Source organism: Streptomyces sp. NPDC058691 (assembly GCF_042714775.1).
GTDB lineage: Bacteria > Actinomycetota > Actinomycetes > Streptomycetales > Streptomycetaceae > Actinacidiphila.
In genome coordinates this window covers 41445-59722 of the sequence record NZ_JBHXSO010000001.1, presented here as the reverse complement: position 1 = coordinate 59722, position 18278 = coordinate 41445, and the positions used below count along the sequence as shown (strand labels likewise).

The 18278-nt window shown below is 69.5% G+C and carries 12 protein-coding genes and 2 pseudogenes; 5 read left to right on the top strand and 9 right to left on the bottom strand.

What is annotated here, in order from left to right; translation table 11 throughout:
• Nucleotides 1-41: 41 nt before the first annotated feature.
• Both ACFWVC_RS00240 and ACFWVC_RS00235 read right to left on the bottom strand, forming a co-directional pair.
• Nucleotides 42-2930, bottom strand: a complete 2889-nt coding sequence (locus tag ACFWVC_RS00240) for an AAA family ATPase (protein WP_384272965.1) — start codon at nucleotides 2928-2930, stop codon at nucleotides 42-44.
• 390 nt (nucleotides 2931-3320) lie between these two features.
• A complete protein-coding gene (locus ACFWVC_RS00235) occupies nucleotides 3321-6833 on the bottom strand; it encodes a phosphodiester glycosidase family protein (RefSeq protein ID WP_384272958.1) in 3513 nt (1170 codons plus the stop codon).
• Between the two features lie 514 nt (nucleotides 6834-7347).
• Here ACFWVC_RS00235 and ACFWVC_RS00230 point away from each other — a divergent pair.
• Nucleotides 7348-7929 carry a hypothetical protein gene (locus ACFWVC_RS00230; protein ID WP_384273708.1) on the top strand — a complete coding sequence of 194 codons (582 nt, stop codon included), beginning with the start codon at nucleotides 7348-7350 and terminating at the stop codon, nucleotides 7927-7929.
• A 6-nt stretch (nucleotides 7930-7935) separates the two neighbouring features.
• Here ACFWVC_RS00230 and ACFWVC_RS00225 read toward each other — a convergent pair.
• Nucleotides 7936-8123, bottom strand: a pseudogene (locus tag ACFWVC_RS00225) (transposase); the annotation flags it as partial.
• A 183-nt stretch (nucleotides 8124-8306) separates the two neighbouring features.
• On the opposite strand from ACFWVC_RS00225, the gene ACFWVC_RS00220 reads away from it, so the two are divergent.
• Nucleotides 8307-8741: a YcxB family protein gene (locus tag ACFWVC_RS00220; RefSeq protein WP_384272956.1), complete on the top strand. Its 435-nt coding sequence runs from the start codon at nucleotides 8307-8309 to the stop codon at nucleotides 8739-8741.
• A 36-nt stretch (nucleotides 8742-8777) separates the two neighbouring features.
• On the opposite strand, the gene ACFWVC_RS00215 is transcribed toward ACFWVC_RS00220, so the two are convergent.
• The 6 genes and pseudogenes from ACFWVC_RS00215 to ACFWVC_RS00190 form a co-directional block, all read right to left on the bottom strand.
• The gene (locus tag ACFWVC_RS00215) at nucleotides 8778-9284 is read right to left on the bottom strand and encodes a hypothetical protein (RefSeq protein ID WP_384272947.1); all 507 of its coding nucleotides are present in this window, start codon (nucleotides 9282-9284) and stop codon (nucleotides 8778-8780) included.
• A 163-nt stretch (nucleotides 9285-9447) separates the two neighbouring features.
• Nucleotides 9448-9771 (bottom strand): hypothetical protein, encoded by a 324-nt coding sequence (locus tag ACFWVC_RS00210; RefSeq protein WP_384272944.1) that lies wholly within the window; start codon nucleotides 9769-9771, stop codon nucleotides 9448-9450.
• Between the two features lie 13 nt (nucleotides 9772-9784).
• Nucleotides 9785-10048: pseudogene (locus tag ACFWVC_RS00205) on the bottom strand (IS256 family transposase); the annotation flags it as partial.
• A 68-nt stretch (nucleotides 10049-10116) separates the two neighbouring features.
• Entirely contained in the window at nucleotides 10117-10650 is a 534-nt protein-coding gene (locus tag ACFWVC_RS00200; RefSeq protein ID WP_384272941.1) for a hypothetical protein, read from the bottom strand.
• A 173-nt stretch (nucleotides 10651-10823) separates the two neighbouring features.
• Entirely contained in the window at nucleotides 10824-11489 is a 666-nt protein-coding gene (locus ACFWVC_RS00195; protein ID WP_384272937.1) for a 4'-phosphopantetheinyl transferase, read from the bottom strand.
• A complete protein-coding gene (locus tag ACFWVC_RS00190) occupies nucleotides 11486-12256 on the bottom strand; it encodes a metallophosphoesterase family protein (RefSeq protein WP_384272934.1) in 771 nt (256 codons plus the stop codon). The genes ACFWVC_RS00195 and ACFWVC_RS00190 overlap by 4 nt, the downstream gene beginning before the upstream one ends.
• A 338-nt stretch (nucleotides 12257-12594) precedes the next feature.
• Here ACFWVC_RS00190 and ACFWVC_RS00185 point away from each other — a divergent pair, with 338 nt between their 5' ends.
• The 3 genes from ACFWVC_RS00185 (at nucleotide 12595) to ACFWVC_RS00175 (ending at nucleotide 18160) form a co-directional block, all read left to right on the top strand.
• Nucleotides 12595-14682, top strand: coding sequence for a SpoIIE family protein phosphatase (locus ACFWVC_RS00185; protein WP_384272928.1), 2088 nt, complete (start codon nucleotides 12595-12597; stop codon nucleotides 14680-14682).
• 301 nt (nucleotides 14683-14983) lie between these two features.
• Complete coding sequence (locus ACFWVC_RS00180; protein ID WP_384272925.1) at nucleotides 14984-16294, top strand: sulfite oxidase; 1311 nt, start codon at nucleotides 14984-14986, stop codon at nucleotides 16292-16294.
• Between the two features lie 252 nt (nucleotides 16295-16546).
• Nucleotides 16547-18160, top strand: a complete 1614-nt coding sequence (locus ACFWVC_RS00175) for a peptidoglycan-binding protein (protein ID WP_384272920.1) — start codon at nucleotides 16547-16549, stop codon at nucleotides 18158-18160.
• The last annotated feature ends 118 nt before the right edge of the window (nucleotides 18161-18278 follow it).

Here is an 18278-nt window from a genome sequence, read left to right as displayed (position 1 = left end):
GCCGTCGCCGGGGGTGAACGTCCGCCGGATGACTTATCGCACTACGTATCGCCGATGCCGGGACCAGCCCCGGGACCCGCGTGGCGCCGAGGCCCGGAGGCAGCGCGGTGGACCCAGGCGGCGATCTGGGTGCGCGTGGAGAAGTCGAGCTTGGTGAGGATGTGCTGGACGTGGGTCTGGGCGGTGCGTTCGGAGATGAACAGGGTGCCGGCGATGCCGCGGTTCGTCATGCCCTGGGCAACCAGTTCGGCGACCTCGGTCTCCCGGGGCGAGAGCGGGTTGGTGTGCGGACTTCGGGCGATCGCGCCCAGCAGGTCCCGGGCGCGTTGTGCCCAGTCGGCCATGCCGATGCGGACCGCGGCCGACTCGGCACTGTCGAGGAGCAGGCGTGCTCGGTCGACGTCGCCGTTGGCCGCCCGGCGGGTCAGGGCGGCGGCCAGCTCGTACTCCGCTTCGACGGCGAACCCGGCCGCGCCGGCACCGTGGCAGTGGGCGAGCGCGGTGTCGAGGTGCGTGACGGCGTCGTCGAGTCGGCCCAGGAAGGCGGCGGCGCGCCCGAGGTGCAACTCCACGGGACCCAGGTAGCTGGCCGTGCCGGCACCTGCCACGACGAAGCGCCCCTGCTCGGCGACCAGCAGGTCGTGGAAGTATTCGGCATCGCGGACCTGGCCGAGGGTGACGGCGAGCAGAGATCCGTAGGCCCAGGCCAGCACCCGGAAGTACGGCGGTGGTTGCCAGGTCTGGACGGGCCCGGCGCCACGGTAGGCGCCGAGGGCCGCGTCCGGCTTGCCGCTGAGGGCGAGCATGAACGCGGCACCGACGTGGCCGAAGATGGCATCGCGCACTTCGCCCCGGTCGACCGGCAGGTCGCTCGGCAGGTCCGCCGGCAGGCCGGCTGCCACGCGGTCATGGCCGGCATGGTGAGCCAGCGCGCACAGCAGGGACATGTACGCACCGAACGCGGTCGGATGGTTCGTGGCCCGGATGGTGTCGAACGCCGCCCGGCCGAGGTCGAGTGCTTCGTCGAAGCGGCCGTGGGCGGCGGCGAGTGCGGCGCGCACGGTGAGCAGATGCCAGCGGGCGATCGGGCCGCCGACATGCTCGACGCACCAGCCGAGGCGTGGCAGTTCGGCGGCGACGGCCGCCAGGTCCCCGCGTTCCCAGTGGGTGTCTATCTGCCACAGGCGTCCGAGCATCTCCTCCCGGGGGCGGCGCAGGGTGAGTCCGATCTCGGTCATGCGACGGGCGAGAACCTTGCGCTCGTCGAGGTGTTCCGGTCCGGCGAGGCAGAGTTGGCGAGACTTCAGGGCGGCGATGGTGGCGGCGGGATCGGTGGTCTCGTCGGCGAGCGCGAGCGCCTGGCCGCTGGCCGACTCCGCGGCGGCGATCTCGTTGGTGTACACCGCGGCCTCGGCCGACCTGCCGAGCAGGCGCGCTCTCAGGGAGACCTCGGCCGGGTCGGCTCCGGCGAGCGCCTCCTCGCACAACTGGCGAAGGCTCAGGTCCCAGGACATCGAGCCGATCGGTTCGACGCCGAGTGCGGCTTCGGCTATGAGGTCCGGTCGGCCGATGCGGCGGGCGATGGTGACGGCTCCGCCGATGGCCGCTCGGCACGCCTCGATGTCCGTCGCCCGCCAGTGGGCGTGGGCAAGGTCGATCAGCAGGCGGCACCGGAGCTGCTGCTCGATCGACGGCCCCCCGGCGTCCAGTGCGAGCCGGTACAGGCGCGCGCTCTCCTCATAGGCGAGGGACCGCAGCGCCGCGTCCCCCGCGCGGCGTCCCCAAGTCACCGCAGGCGCCGGGTCGTCGAGCGACGCCGCGGCCCAGTGGCGGGCGATGTCCGCCGAGCGGTCGTCGATCTGCTCGGCGTAGATCCGTTCGATCGTCTCGGCCGCCGCCCGGTGGAGTCGGGCCCGCTCCTCGCCCGGTGTGCGGGCTTCGATCGCCTCGCACAGCAGAGCGTGGGTGAAACGCCAATCGCCAAGGGTGTCGGCGGCTGCGACCAGCCCGGCGCGGGCCGCCTCCTCCAGCAGCGGCAAGCAGCTCATCGCCGGCCTCTCGACCATCGCTGCCGTGACCGCCACCGAGAACTGCTCACCGAGCACCGCGGCCGCGGTGAGGATCCGGCGCGCCGGGCCGGACAGACCGGCTGTGCGCTGCTCGATCACGTCCACGAGCGAAGCCGGCAACCGCCAGTCCGACGATCTCCCCTTTGTCGCCCACGTCCCGGCCAGCTCACGGGCGAAGAACGGATTGCCGGCGGTCAGCCGGTACACCTCGGCGGCCGCGTCTCCGGGAGCGGCCTCGCCGGTGACCGCCTCCACCAGGAGTGCCGTCTCCTGGCGCCCCAGTCCGACCAGCGGCAGTCGGACGGATGCCGGCTCCCGGCCCAGGTCCGGCAGTACGCTCTGCCATGCCACCGCGTCCGAAGCGCCCACGGTCCGGTACGTGACGAGGACGAGCACCCGTGCGCCCCGCAGCTCACGCGCCAGGTAGCGCAGCAGCAGCAGCGACGGCTCGTCCGCCCACTGTGCGTCCTCGACCACCAGCAGCAGGCCGGAAGGCTCGGCAAGCGCGAAGACCTGGCGGACGATGGCGTCGAACAGCACGAACCGATCCGCGTCCCGGCTTGCCTCGATCATGTCCAGCACGTCCCGCGACCTGGTCCCGGGCAGCGCCGGGTCGGAGCGCAGCAGCTGCCGCCACAGCCAGAACGGGGGCGTACCGACGCCTTCGTGCGCTCGCGCCCAGCGTGTCGCGGCCCCTGCCGCAGACGCCAAGGCGGCCGTTTCCATGGCCAGTCGCGTCTTGCCGATCCCCGGCTCGCCCCCGCAGAGCACCAGTCTCGGCTCACCTTCGAGCGCGGCGTCGAGCCAGCCGGACAGCGCCGAACGCTCGCGCCGGCGGCCCACCAGACCCCCGTCGTCCACACCCGCCCCTCTCCACCGGCTTCGACGGTGATACCAAGACAGCCGCGACGTCTGCGACCTGCGCGGCGACCGCGAGATCGCTGGGGCCGCATCGACGACGTCGACAACCCCACCAGTGCGACGACCGGTTCCCGGCCGGACCAAAGCTCGGGCGCCTCGCGCAACTCTACGGTGTGCCGGGCGATGCACGTCAGTTCACCCATCGGCCCGCTGTCCTCGTCGGAGCGACCGGGTCGGTGACGTTTCCCGGCCTTGCCCAGCTGACAGTCAGGCACGGCTGGACCGGCAACGCGTCCTCGATCGGGAACAGCGGGCGGCAATACGAAACGGAGCGGCCGGCAGCTCCGTGAGGAGTGCCGACCGCCCCGATTCAGAAAGCGGTTCGGGGCGTCAGCCCTGGTCCGCCTCGGTAACAGACAGGATGAGCTTGCTCGTGATGCCGCCCGTGGTCACCGAGATCGTCGTGGTGCCGGGCCTGCGCGCCGTCACCGCTCCGGTCACCGGGTCGATCTTGGCGACCTTCTCGTTGGAGCTCGCCCAGACGTGGGACATCGGGTCGGCCACCGGCATCGTCGGCGGCTCGTTGATGTCGTTGCCGTTGGCGTTCACGGCGGTCGCCGTGAACTGCTTCGCCTGACCGTCCACCATGGTGTAGGTGCGCGGAGCGGCCGCGTCGGAGCCGGCGGTGCCCTGGTCGATGGTCATCGACTTGAGCATGGCCTGGACCGAGTACTGGACCGTTCCATCCTGGTTGACGTGGAACAGCGCGAAGTGGAAGAGGCCTCCCTTGTCGGCGGCCACGTACGGCCGCGTGCCGATGTCGGCGATCGTGAACTGCGGGATGCCCAGCTTCGCGTCCGCCGGGTTGCCCAGCGGGTCGATGAGCTGGTCGGCGAAGCCGCGCGAGTGGCCGTACATCAGCACCACGCGCTGCTCCGGGTGCGACAGCCGGTAGTCCTGGATCAGCTGGAGGTACTGCTGCGCCTCCCAGCGGTTCGAGAACTGGTTCGACTTGTTCGGCGCGTGGTCGTAGGCGGGCATGTGCACACCGACGAACACCACCGGGGTGGTCGCCTTCTCCAACTGCTGCGCCAGCCACGGGTACTGCGGCTCCGCGGGCTTCTGGAACTTGTCGGAGACCGCGATCGAGCCGCTGGAGTTGTCCAGACCGATGAACGTCGCCTGGCCCTGCTTGAACGAGAAGTGCGTGTTCTGCTGGAAGACCTCGGAGAAGTTGGTGTTCTGCGGGATCGCGCCCTGGCTCACCTCGTGGTTGCCCACCACGTCGTACAACGGCAGGCCGAACTGCTCCCACTGGGCCTTCGCGTAGGCGAGGTCGTCCTTGTTGCCGGTGTCGGCGATGTCACCGAGGCTCAGCGCGACGTCCGGACGGGCCTGCACCGGCAGCGGTTCGACGGTCTGACCGGACGCGGTCTGGAACGACTTGCCGGTCGTACGGTTGACCATGCCGGCGATGTTCTTGACGCTCGTCGAGTCGGGGTTGGCCGCCACCAGGTGGCCGTCGTCGCCGATGATGAACGTCTGCCCGCCGGGCCGGAAGTCGGCCGGATCCTGGGTGTACTGCAGCCAGGACGGGTTGTTCGGGTTGATCGCCTGGTAGGGCGTCTCCTGCGCCGGCGTGCCGACCGAGTACTGGAGCTTCATCCCCGCGAAGGTGAACTTGCCGACGTTGGCGCCGGTCGCGTTCTGGCCCACCAGGCTGATGTCCTGGATGGTCAGCGGGTAGGACGTGAAGACACCCCAGACCAGCTTCGCGCTGCGCTCGTTCCACCGGTTGTAGTCACTCGGGGCCAGCTCGAGCCAGAGCCCCATCAGGTGCCCCTCGGGGTCCGAGACGTTGAGGACCATCCATGACTTCTGCGGGGCGGCGCTCTCGACCTTGAACTGGAAGCGCAGGCTCTGCGGCACCTGGCCGAGCTCGTTCTTGTCGGCCTTGGCACCGGCGCCGTTGTTCGGGATCACCCGCACCCGGTGCTGCTTGGTGTCGTTCGGGAACGAGTACTGCACCTGCAGCGCCCGCGCCTGGCCGGACCCCGGCGGCACGTCGGTGGTCTCGGCGAAGCGGTCGGAGGGCACCGTGACGGCGCCACCGTCCGCGCGCATCTGCCACTCAGCGGCGTTGTCGGCCGTGAGCAGCGGCTTGATGACCGAGCCGATGCTCAGCACCGCGGTCGCCGTGCGACCGCCGGCGGCGGCGGTGACGCGGACCTCGCCACTGCCCGTGGAGGCCGCGGTGAACACACCGGTGGCCGGGTCGATCTTGCCCAGGTCGCTACGGTCGAGCGTCCAGGTCACCGACTCCGGCGCGACGGTGACCGCCTGGGACCAGCCGTTCGTGCCCTGCGCCGTGAACTTCTGGGAGGCGTTGTTGGCCAGGCCCTGCTGTGCGGGAGAGACGCTCAGCCGGTCGAACGCCGGCGCCACCGTCAGATCCACTTCGTCGGTCTTGCGACCCGAGTGCACCGTCAACGTACCGGAACCGGCCGAGCCGGCCTTGAAGACGCCGTTCGTCCAGGTGCCCAGGCTGCTGGGCTCGGCCGTGACGTAGACCGCGTCGCTGGTGGGGTTCCCGTCGCTGTCCGTCGCGAACGCCTTCACCTTCGAGACGACGCCCTCGGCGGTCGACAGATCGGCACCGTCGTTGATGAACGCCCTCTTCGCCGGTCCGGCCGCGGTCGCGGTCGAGTACACGAACAGGCCGTTGGCGACCGGACGCTCGGAGAGGTCGGAGGGCGTGTTGGCCAGCGTGGCCCGCGTGTCGCCCGGCCGGCGCACCGCCATGGCGGTCGACCCGCCGCCGTCGAGCAGGACCGCGTCCCGCACACCGAGCGACTGCATGTAGGAGGCCACCTGCTGCCATCCCACGCCGAGCGCGACGTTGGCCGCCTTCTGGCCGTCGAGCGTCGCCATGACCAGGTGCCCGTCAGCGGTGCTGCCGATCACCGACTCCGGGTGCAGCCCGCTGGGCATCTGGTTGACCGGATCCTGGAACACGGCGCCATCCTTGAGGATGCGGCCCGGGCCCTGGATCATTTCCTGGATGTCGTTGTTCGGGCTGATCCGGTGCGTCGTGGTCACGACCGAGCCGACCTTGACGTTCTGCTGGATCCACTGGCCACTGGCGCTGGCCGCGTCCCCGCCGACCAGGCCGTACTGCCGGCCCGAGATCGAGTCACCGGTGGTCACGCCCGTGATCCGGATCGTCGCGCCCTGGTCGTCGGAGGTGCCCACCGCGAGGACCTTGGTGCCGCCGAACCAGGTCTTCGCCACGTCGCCCAGCCGCGGCGTGATCTGCGTGATGCCGTTGCCGGTCGCGTCGGACAGCGTGTTCACCGAGCTGAGCGTGCGGCTCGCGCCGCCGTCGACGGCGACAGTGCCGCTGAAGACCTGGTTCCCGTACGCGACGGAGCCGTTCCGCAGCACCGAGATCGTGCCCTCGTGGTTCGACGTCGGGCTCTTCCAGATCTCACCGCCGACGATCTCGCCGTCGTTCGCCTGACCGGACGCGTTGATCTGGAAATATCCGCCGTTGATCCCGGCCACCGCTCCGGTACGCACCGCCATCGACGAGGTCGTCTCGTCCAGCGGGTCGACCACGGCGTCGTGCGAGACCACCACGCCAAGACGCACGTTCTTGTGCCGGGTGTCAGCGGACACGACGTTGATCGGCACCCGGCCGTCGATCGAGTCGACCGCGCCGCTCGAGTAGGTGACCCCGTCCGTCACCGGCGCCGGCTTGGTCATCGTGTGCTGGGTGATCGTCGACCAGGAGTCGAGCTGCTGCGGGAGCCACGGCGTGTTGCCGTCGGCGGAGGCGGATGATGCGGCCGGCGTGAAGGTGCTTGTCAGAGCAAGCGCGAGTGCAGCGACGCCGGTCGCCATCACCCCGCGACGTCTCGCGGAATGACGCCGCGAGTCGTCACGTTGCGTTATCGAATTGAACATGATCGAAAGTGAACGTTCAAGTACTGAACGCGGCGACTCTTCAGGTTGAGTAAAGATCATCTGTTGGATGAACGTCGCGCGACTTTCGTGGTCCCGCCATCCTTGTCGACTCCGTTGCCGTGCTGCGGCATCTACGCCGCCCTCTGCCGCTCCCCCGCCGCTCCCCTCGAGCTCATGTATCCACCGGTCAGAGGTGCGCCCGCGAGGGGAGGCGAACCCGCGACGCCGCAAAGTCGAAGCTCTTGGCTTCGACCCTTTTACCCAGTGGAGGTCGTTATCGGCGTCGCGGTCACGGCCGGAGCCCTGTTCTGATGGCCGAGTTGTCGCCTGGTAGCGTCGCTCTCTTCGGCTAGGGCGGCCTGCTGGAGTCTTGACGGGATGCACGGTGACTTCTCCGGATGCCTCTGTCCTCAACGCTGCGATGGCGAGGGTGGCGACGACCTTCGGCGGCATGACGGCCCGACCGGATGAGGCCGGCTGCGGCCGGTGCTTCGACGAGGGCGAGGTCGAACTGCTGCGGGCTCCTGGCGTCCCGCTCCCGACGGACCTTGTCCGCCGGGTCGCACAGAAGGATCCCTTCCATTGGGACGACCAGCCCGCGATCATCCGCCGGGTCCTGCCGCAGCTCGTCCTGGTGCTCGCCGGGGGCGAAGCCGAGTCCGATCTGATGGCCCGTGGACTGGCCGCGGCAGGCTGGACGCGGTGGCCCCGCGAGCAGGCTGAGGCCGTGGCCGGTTTCCTGGACGCGTGGTGGACGCAAACCTTGCGGACCAAGTCACCGCCGACTTCGGCGTGTGCGGTGTTCGAGACCTGTGTGACCGCGAGTTCCTCCGTCACCCCGTGGCTCGCCCGCTGGGATGCGGGGATGGACCCGGTCGCCCGCCGTCACCTGGCTGACAGCCTCGCCCGGTGGCGGGAGGAGTTGACGTCTGATGACTCGCCCTTCACGTGGTGGTGGGGCACCGAGGTCGAGGAGCAGGCGGCCTGGCATGAAGTGAAGCGGTGGTTGGCCGGTCAGACGCGGGCAACGTGATGTCGGCAGGGCGGTGAACTGAACTTCGATCCGGTTCGGCCAAGGGGAGTTGGTCGGGGTGTAGGTGAACTCGACGTTGTTCGCTTCGGACCAGGTCTCCACTCGCCGGCACTTCCTCGTCGTCAGGTGTCGGCGTAGTTGCCGCAGTTCATCGCGATGCGGACGTCCACCCGGTGGAGTGAACGCAGGTAGCGCCAGCTGTTGGTCGTCCCATCGCACCATCCCACCCCAGTGGCAGGCGCGTGCAGGGTGCCCGGTAGCCTCTCGGCCCGCGGGCCCGCGGGCCCACGCAGCCCATCTCACTCGACGAAGGCGGTTCCCCGGCCATGGACCTGACTGCGACATTCCACATGACGGGACAGGAGTACCGCAGAGCGATGCGCAGTTCACCGAACATGCGTCGAATCGCCGTCACCAGCCTGTTCATGCTCCTGGTGGGCGTGTTGACCCTGTTCTCGGACGAGCCGAAGGAGTGGCTCATCTACTACGGGATCGGCTTGCCGGTCTTCTTCGAGGCCGCCGCCGTACGTCTCGCGGTCCGCAGGCTCTCGAACCAGTTCACCGAACCGTGGACCGTCCGGCTGACAGAGGAGTCGTACACCCTGCACACGGCGGTCTCCCAGGCTGAGGTCAGCTGGGACGCCTATCGCGATGCCCGCGAGCTTGCAGGCTTCTGGTACCTGCGCCAGGTCAACGGGGCTTCCGGGTTCTTCCCCAAGCGGGTCTTCGACGAGACCCAGCAGGCCGATGTCGCCGCATTTTTCGCCCGGCGTCTGCCCCCGGTGAAGCGGGCCTGGTACCGGCCGTTCTAACGCGGCCATCGCACATGCCTGTCGGGGCGCCGCGCTTCAGCACGCCGGAGCCGTCGCGGTCAGCAGTAGTTCCGTGTCAGGCTCCGTGGCCCCTGGGACGCGGTGCGAGACCGTCACGCTCCAACCGCCCTTGCCGAAGATCGTGTTCGCGTACGCCTCGTTGTCCTGGTGACGCAGTTCGATCCAACCTCTCCGGGTCAGGGCCGCACCGATGGCCTCGTACGCCTGGTCGCCAGGCGGCATGTCCCCGGACCAGGCGATCATGCAGTCCCTACTTGGCCGGTAGGAGCCGCCGGAGAACGAGAGACCCATGATGACGCCGGTGGCCTCGTAGACACCGACCTCCGCCGCGGCCGAGTTCAGCTCCTCGTCCACAGCCGTCCGGCTCATCGGAACCCCGTTGCCGACGACCTCACTCCCCGGGCCCGCGGCATACGCGGCGAGCACGCCGACGGCGACGACCGTAAGCTTCGCGCGCGACACTCCCAGGCGCAGCCCCGCCCCGGCGCGGACCGCCGGAGCGGGAACGTTCGATTCCCCCATGGCGGACACCCTCCCACACCCTGTCGACAGCAAGTCAAAACATCACGACCGCCGACACCCGACCCCGGAGGCGCACGCCGGCACGGCGTCATATCGCGCGCGGTCGCGCCTGCGTCGAGGGCGCGCAACCGGACTGAGCGCGCCTGCGGCCGTCGGTAGCCATTCACCATGACTCGTGCTTCAGGTGGACAAGCCTTTCGATAGCGACCAGCTGTGCCCGGAGGGCGGGGTTGGGAGCTCGAGTGGTCGTCAGCAACAACACGTGAACCGCCGGGTGTTCGGTGACGTAGAGGTCGCTTTCACCGTCGTCGCCGGGAATCGGGTTGGGCTGGATCTCGATCTTGGCGTCGAGACTGTCCGCGCGGTGGTAGATCCCCCGGAAGTAGCTGTCGCGCTCGGTGAAGACCAGCCCGAGGCACCTGCTGGCGAGGCGAACGAGCTCGCTGGCAGTGTGGCTGCTGGTGCCGTAGATGTCGTAGTCGGTCATGGTGCACCAGACCTTATGCCGCGGAGGTCTCGAAGTGTGCGACCGCGTGGCTGCGTTCGAAGCGCGCTCCCGCCCGGACGAGGGCGACGAGGCGGGGTGCGTTCACGGCTCGCCAACGGCTCTGGGTTGACTCGATCGGCTTGAAAACCATGGCCAAGGCGGCCGCTCGGAAGCCGGCACCTTGGGTGACCTTCGTCCGCGGGCGGATGGTGGCAAAGGTCGACTCGACCGGATTCGTGGTCCGCAAATGGATCCAGTGCTCGGCCGGAAGCTCGTATGTCACCGGGCCGCCGCCTGCCGTGGCCGCCTGGGCGCGACAGCGTCCAGAGCTTCCCGTCACAACGGTCAACTCTGGCGGGCGCGGGCGATGGTGTCGAAGAGGGATTGATGAAACACAAGCCGCGGGAAGAGCCGACCCTCGACGTCGAACTTGAGCGAGAAAGATTGGCTCATGCTCAAATCCCGGTGCGCGATGCGGACGCAGACGAAGGTGTCGGGAAGGTGCCAGCCCGATCCGAAGGGGCCGACTTGGTTGATCCTCGCGTGAATACGGTCCCCGTAGACCAGAGCGGCACAGCGGTGCTCCCGAGCCTTCGATACCGGGACGCTGCTGACCCATCGGCTGAACTCGTCGAGATACCCGTGCTCGGACAGCTCCCGCAGGGTGATCCTCTCCATCCGCATGTCTTCCGGGCCGTCGAGGAACACCATGAGCTGCGGCACCCCCCTGCGGCGCCGCCAGTGGACGGGCAGGCCCCGGCCGACGCAGTCCAGCACGCGCAGGACATCCACGCGCACCGCTGGATCCAGCGACTGGAGTTGTCTCAGCATGTCCTCGCCAGCTTCATTCACCCCGCAAGCGTCCACGAGATGAACCACCGGCTCAACCATGCAGTCAGCGGCTGCGGCAGATCTGTCCAGCGAACGACTCCGACCCGTAGTCGGCCCCCGGAACTTCTATCCGTGGTTCCGTGGGCACCGTCCGGCGAAGCCGGGCCGGCGCGGGTTGTGCCGCTTGCCGGCGGCGGCCGCGGGGGCAACCTCAATGCTGTTCAGCCACGTCCTGCGACAGTCTCCACCGTGATCGCCGTCGCGATGAGTTCCCCATCCACGATCCAGCGCCCGGAGAAGCCGGTCAACGGTTTGCCGAGCAGGAGCGGCACGGGGACGAGTATGCGCGCGGTGAACGTTCCGTCGACGGCGAGCGTCACGGTCGCCTCCTGGAAGTCCAGGAACCTCCGCGCCACCGGAAACCACGCCTTGTACACGGATTCCTTGGCGCTGAACAAGACGCGGTCCCAGGCGACACCGACCGAAGTAGGCAGCGCGTCCAGTGCGGCGAGGTCCTCGGCCAAGGCTATGGTCTCCAACACGCCGTCGGGCAGGGCTTCGTGGGGCTCCGCGTCGATGCCGATGGTCGCCACATCGTGCCGGTGGGCCACCACGGCGGCATGGTAACCGTCACAATGGGTCATGCTGCCGACCACACCAGTCGGCCATCCGGGGGCGCCCCACTCCCCCGGCACCAACGGTACGGGGGCATGGCCGAGCCCGGCCAGCGCCTCCCTCGCGCACGCGCGGACCGTGGTGAACTCCTTGCGCCGTTTGTCGACTGCGCGGGCGACAGCAGCCCGTTCCTGCGGGAAAAGCTCGATGTCGTCACGGTGGCTGAAGGACTCGGACCAGCGCGCCGTGGACGGCAGCAGTTCGTCGATCACGGGCGCGCTCCTGCCCCGCTGGGCAGAATCCGCCGGGCCAGATCCGTGCGCAGGCCGAATCGGCGCCACTCACGCGGATAACCGATCGAGACCTCCTCGAAGGGGACGCCGTCGTAGACCGTGCTCCGGGGTATGTGCAGATGGCCGTAGACCACCGTGCGCACGTCGAAGCGCGTGTGCCAGTCGGCGGTGCGCACGGTTCCGCACCACTGGGCGAACTCCTGGTGCGTCATCACCTCCGTCGGTCGGCGCACCAGCGGCCAATGGTTCACCAGCACCAGCGGCAGATCGCCCGCCACTTCCATGAGGCGCCGCTCGCTCTCCTCGACCCGTGCCGAGCACCACGCCTGGCGGCTCGGATAGGGATCAGGGTGGAGGAAATACTCGTCGGTGCAGACGATGCCCGCCTCGTAGGCTATGGCCAGCGACTCCTCGCGGTTCGCCGCACCGGGCGCCAGGAAGCTGTAGTCGTACAGCAGGAACAGAGGGGCGATCCGTACGGGTCCGCCCGCCCCCGTCCACACCGGGTACGGGTCCTCGGGGGTGAGCACGCCGAGCCGACGACACAGCATCACCAACTGCTCGTAGCGCTCCACCCCGCGTGCCGGACCGGTCTCCCGGGCGACCGTCCACAGCTCGTGGTTGCCGGGCACCCAGATCACCTGTGCGAACCGGTCACGCAGCAGGGTCAGAGCCCATTCGATGTCCGACATGAGCTCCCCGACGTCTCCGGCGACGATCAGCCAGTCGTCAGGCGAACCGGGCATGAGCGCCTGCACTACCTCTCGGTTCTCGGCATAGGTGACATGGAGATCACTGACTGCCCGGAGCGCCCCTTGCGTACTTCTCACAACAACAACCTAAACGAGCGATCATCGCGAATTTTTTCGGGTGCCGCGCCGGGGCGAATCCCGTCGAGTCCTCTGGAACAGGACCAGGAGGGGGCGAGTCAGACGGTCCCGCGCTGACGCGGCCCGGCGGATCCGCCGCGAGACGGATGCCAGCGGGTTCGATCCCGCCCGAAGGCCGGGCAGCACCTGGTCCGGGTGGCGTGGCGTACCGGTCGGCGGGTTAACTGGCGTATGTCGATGAGATGAGGTTGATCATGCCTCGCAAACAGCGACAGATTCGCACCACTGCCGATGCCGGCGCGCTGGACGGTACGGAGGGCGTCGAGAAGGCCCTGTTCGACCAGGCCACGACGGGCCTGGAGGTGTACGACCTGGGCCTGCGGATTCTCCGGGCCAATGATGCGGTCCTGGCGATGCGGGGTCTGCCCGCCGACGCGGTGATCGGCGCCGGCCTGAAGGACCTGGACTCCGGTATACCGCTTTCGCCGATCATGGAAGAGGTGCTGACGAGCGGTTGCCCCGTGCTGGACCGGCCGGTGACCGTCTGTCCGGGCGCCGACTCCGGAATCCGCCGCGACTATGCCGTCACCGGCTACATCCTGCGTTGCACAGGACAATCCGTCGGCGTCGCTTCGGTGATCCAGGACGTGACGAGTCAGGTACGGACGCAGAGGGAACTGGACCTCCTCAACATCGCGCGCGCCAAGATCGGCAGCACGCTGGACGCGGTCGCCACGGCGCAGGAGTTCGCGGAGATGGCAGTGCCCACCTTTGCGGACGCCGTCGCGGTCGACCTGTTCGACTCCGTCCTCGTCGGGGACGCGCCTGTCGGCCCGATCACTGCCCGGATGGCGATGCGGCGGGCCGCGTTCAAGGCCCGTGCGGGGGATTACGGCGCCTATCCAGTGGGCGGCTTCAGCGGGTACGCGTTCCCTACGCCGTACACGCAGGCACTGTCCGATCTGCGACCGCGGCTGATCGAATCGGTGCCGGCCGGCGACGCGTGGCTGGCTCACGACCGGATGCGGGTGGAGTTCCTCGCACGTACCGGTGTGCGCTCGCTCATCGTGACGCCCCTGACGGTGCACGGACTCGTCCTGGGCCTGGCCAGCTTCTACCGCGCCGGCTCGAGCTCCGAGCCCTTCGACGAGAAGGACGTGTCGCTGGCGACGCAGCTCGCCTCGCGCACGGCGATGTGCGTCGACAACGCGCGCCGCTTCACCCGTGAGCACACCGTCGCGACCACGTTGCAGCGCAGCCTGCTGCCGCGCGTGCCTCCCGATGTGGCCGCGGTGGAGGCCTCCCACTGCACGACACCCGGCCGGTACGGCGCCCACTGGTTCGACGTCCTCCCGCTGTCCAGCTGCCGGGTGGGTCTGATGATCGGCTACGTGCCCGGGGAGGACCTGCAGGCCTCCTCGGTGATGGGGCGGCTGCGCACAGCCGGCTCCGCCCTGGCCGAGATGGACCTGCCGCCCGACGAGATGCTCACCCACCTCGACGACGTCGCCCAGCGTCTGGCGCGCGAGCAGGACACGGCCCCCGAGACGCTGCACGAGGCGCGGGCGCCGCTCACCGCCACCTGCCTCTACATGACGTACGACCCGGTGACCCGGCGGTGCGAGGCGGCCTCCGCGGGACACGACAGTCCGCTGCTCACCAGCCCCGAGGGCGTGGTCAGCACCTTCGAGGTGCCGCGCGGGGCCCCGCTCGGCCAGGGCGTCCCGTACGAGGTGCGCACCGCCGAGGTGCCGGAGCGGAGCCTGCTGACCCTGTACTCGGACGGCAGCGCCAAGCGCTATCCGGCCGAGTTCGGGGAGCGGCTCAGCAGGCTGCGCAAGGTGGTGGCCGATTCCGTGGCGGGACCTTGGGAGATCACCGACTCGGCCGTGTACGAGGTGCTGCGCGATGTGATCCCCCCGGACGGGGCGGCCCTGCTCGTGGCCAGGACCCGGAGCCTCGAGGCGGGCCATGTCTTCTCCCGGACCTTCCCGGCCGAGCCGGCGTCGGTCTGCGAGGCCCGCAAGGCGGCCCGCAAGCAGCTGACACAGTGGGGACTGGAGGAGCACACGACCACCACCGACCTGGTCGTCAGCGAACTCGCCACCAATGTCATCAGTCATGCGAAGGGCGCCATCCGGATGCGCCTGATCTTCGACCGCACGCTGACCATCGAGGTCTCCGACAACGCCGACACCGCCCCGCACCTGCGCCACGCCCGCCTGCAGGACGAGGGCGGCCGCGGCCTGTTCATCGTCGCCTCTCTCGTCCGGAACTGGGGCACGCGCTACGAGGACAGCGGCAAGACCATCTGGGCCGAGCAGGCACTGACACCCGCCTGACGCGGGGCCGCGGGGCCGCGGGCACACCGGGCGGGGAAGTTTCCGGTTGGAGCTGACGCCGCGCAGGGTGCGCCCTACGATGAGCGCGTGAATCCCAACAGCGCAGCCGCGAAGGCTGTACAGGCCGGCATGCCGCGCGTTCCCGCGCCGCGCCCCTGTTGTCGCTGTTGTCGCTGAACGCCATGTGCCCCGGCCCGCACGCGCCGGTTCACTAGCCTTTCCCGCGCACGCACGTCCGTACACACTTCCGTACGCACTTCCGCACGTCCTCAGCCGTTCCCGCCCAGGAAGCCGGACTGCCATGACCCGTGCACACCATTCCGCCGCTCCCGCCGACGAGACCTCCTATGACCACTTACGGCTGCGCCAATGGCTTGCCGGACAAGCGCGAGGTGACGGGATGTCCCGCCGCCGGATGCTGTCCCTGCTCGCCGCGGGCACCGCCGCACTCGCCCTGCGCACAACGGTGAGGGCAGCCGCAGCGACCGCCGCAGGCATCGTCAAGCCGCTGCCAGACGAGTGGTTCACCGTCCGCGGCACCAACGCCGAGACCAAGTGGGAGGCGCTGCGCGGGACCGGGCACCTCACTCCGTCCGACCGCTTCTTCGTCCGCAACCACACCTCCACCCCCGTCATCGACCCCGGTCCCTGGCGGCTGAAGGTCTGGGGAAGCGGACTGCGCGGAGGCCCCGGCATCGACCAGGCGGTCGAGTTCGGACTCGACGACCTGCGCGCGCTGCCGCGCGTGACGCACACCGCTTTCGTCGAATGCGCCGGAAACGGCCGGAGCTTCTACACCTCCCAGCAGGGCCAGAGCGTCACGGGCACCGCATGGACTCTGGGCGCTGTCGGTATGGCGCGCTGGCGCGGCGTGCGGCTGGCGGACGTGTTGCGGCTCGCCGGAATCCGGCGGCACGCGGTGGACGTCATGCCGCGCGGTCTGGACGACGAGTACGTCACCGGTGGCGTCAACCTGGGCCACGTCAGGCGGCCCCTGCCGGTCGCCAAGGCACTTGACGACGTGATCCTGGCCTACGAGATGAACGGCGACCCCTTGCCCCCCGACCACGGCCATCCGGTGCGGGTGCTGGTGCCCTCATGGGTGGGCATCTCCTCGGTCAAGTGGGTCGGCGACATCGAGGTCGCCGCGCAACCCCTGTACTCACCCTGGAACACCGACTTCTACCGGCTGTTCGGACCCGGCTTCCCCGAGGGCGGCAGCACACCACTCACCCGGCAGACGATCAAGAGCGCATTCGAACTCACCGAGGGAGCGGTCTTCGCCGCAGGCGTGCACCACGTCCTGCACGGCCGCTCGTGGTCCGGAGCCGGGGCGATACGCAAGGTGGAGGTCAGCACCGACGGCGGCGCCACCTGGCGGCGTGCCCGGCTGCGCGACACCCCGCACCGGGACGCCTGGGTGCGCTGGAGCATCCCCTGGCAGCCGCGCACGGAGGGCCCGGCCACACTGCTGGCACGCGCCACGGACACCGCCGGGCGGACCCAGCCGGACGAAGCGACCTTCAACACGCAGGGATACTTCTTCGACGCGGTGGTGCGCCACCCGGTCCTCGTCCAGCAGCCCACACACCGCGCGGCCACCGCCACGTGAAGGAGGGCGGGACCGCGTTCACGGTGTACCGCGCTGCGGGAGGTTCCACTCCCGCAGCGCGGCCGTGCTCGGCGGTCGGCCCGGCCAGTGTGCACGGACTCGCACGGCCCGCCGCAAGGTGCGGAATCCGGCCAGTTGTTCGGAACGGGATTGCCCGCATGGGTCTCAGCTGTCACCGTCGTGCGCGTCCGCCCGGCGGACTCTCGACCCGGTCGCTCGTCAGATGATCCGTCGAAGGAGACCCCCACAGCCATGAAAAACGCCTTACGCCCCTCTGCTCCGGGCACCAGACCCGGCTGGCGCACCCGGATCGTGAGTCTCGCGGCCACCGCGGCGATCCTCGCGGCGGCCATCCTGATGGGCGCCGGCCCGGCGATGGCCGCACCGGCGCCCATCAAGCTCACCTCCTCGTCCTGCCCGACCGACATCGTCCAGGGCCAGGTGAGCGGGTGCGTCACCGAGCTGCAGAACCTGCTGAACGCCCACGGCGCGGGGCTTCAGGTGGACGGTGAGTTCGGGGCGAACACGCTCTACGCGGTACGTGAGTTCCAGGCCGCCACCGCGATCGCCGTGGACGGCCGAGTGGGCCCGCAGACCAAGAGCAAGCTGTACGCGACCGGCGGCACGGCGCCCGCACCGGTGAACCTCACGTCCTCCTCGTGCCCGGCGAACATCGTGCAGGGCAGCAAGGGCGGCTGCGTCACCGAACTGCAGCGGCTGCTCCGCCACTTCGGCTACGCGGTGAGCGTGGACGGCGAGTTCGGGCCGGAGACCTACAGCGCGGTCCGCAGCTTCCAGTCCTCGCACGGGCTGTCGGTCGACGGCGAGGTCGGCGCGAACACCAAGCGGGAGCTGTACGACACCGACGAGGCCCCGTCGACCGGCCTGGACCTCCGGTCCTCCTCGTGCCCGGCGAACATCGTGGAGGGCCAGACCGGCGGCTGCGTCGCGACCCTGCAAGCACTGCTCAACGGCCAGGGCCAGCACCTCGACGTCGACGGTGAGTTCGGTCCCGCGACCCTGGCGGCCGTGAGGTCCTTCCAGTCCTCGCGCGGCCTGTCGGTCGACGGCGAGGTCGGCCCGAACACCAAGAACGCCCTGTACTCCAACATCGGCGGTGGCGGCGGCAACGGCGCCCCCGCGCCGATCAACCTGAACTCCGGCTCGTGCCCGACCGACATCGTCAAGGGTCAGCGCAGCGGGTGCGTCACCGAGCTGCAGAGCCTCCTCAACCACCACGGCGCCGATCTCGCCGTCGACGGCGACTTCGGGCCGATGACCGACAGCGCGGTGCGGGACTTCCAGGCCGAGAAGGGCCTCGGGGTCGACGGCCGGGTGGGCCCGAACACCAAGGCCGCCCTGTACGGCGCGGTCACCCCGCCCTCGTCGCCGCCGCCCGGCGGCGGGTACGCCAAGCTCCTCGAGGTCGCCGCCGCCGAGGTCGGCACGGTCGAGGGCAGCGCCCGGGCGAACAGCTACGGGGTGTCCGTGGGGCTCTCCCTGTCCACCAACAACTACGCCTGGTGCGCGACGTTCGTGAGCTGGGTGGCCAGGCAGACGGGCGCGACCTCCTACCGCAACAGCTACGTCTCCGGCTGGGTGAAGCAGGCGCGGGCCGGCAACTACCACCTGTCGGTGACGACCAACCCGCAGCCCGGCGACATCGTGGCCTTCGACTGGAACGGCGGGAGCAACTTCAACGACGGCAACGAGCACATCGGCATCGTGCGGACGGTGAGCGGCGGCTCCTCCTTCACCACCGTCGAGGGCAACACCGGCAACCCCAACGGCGGCAAGGACGGCGTCTACGTCAAGAACCGGGGCACGAACCTGGGGTATGACGTGGTCTTCATCCGGGTCCGCTGACCGGGAGCACGTATGGCAGTGGCGGCGGCCCCCCCACCACCCGGGCCGGGCCCACCCCCCCCCACGCCCCGGCGGCCCACCGCCACACCAAGAATAAAAAAAAAAAAAAACCAAGCCA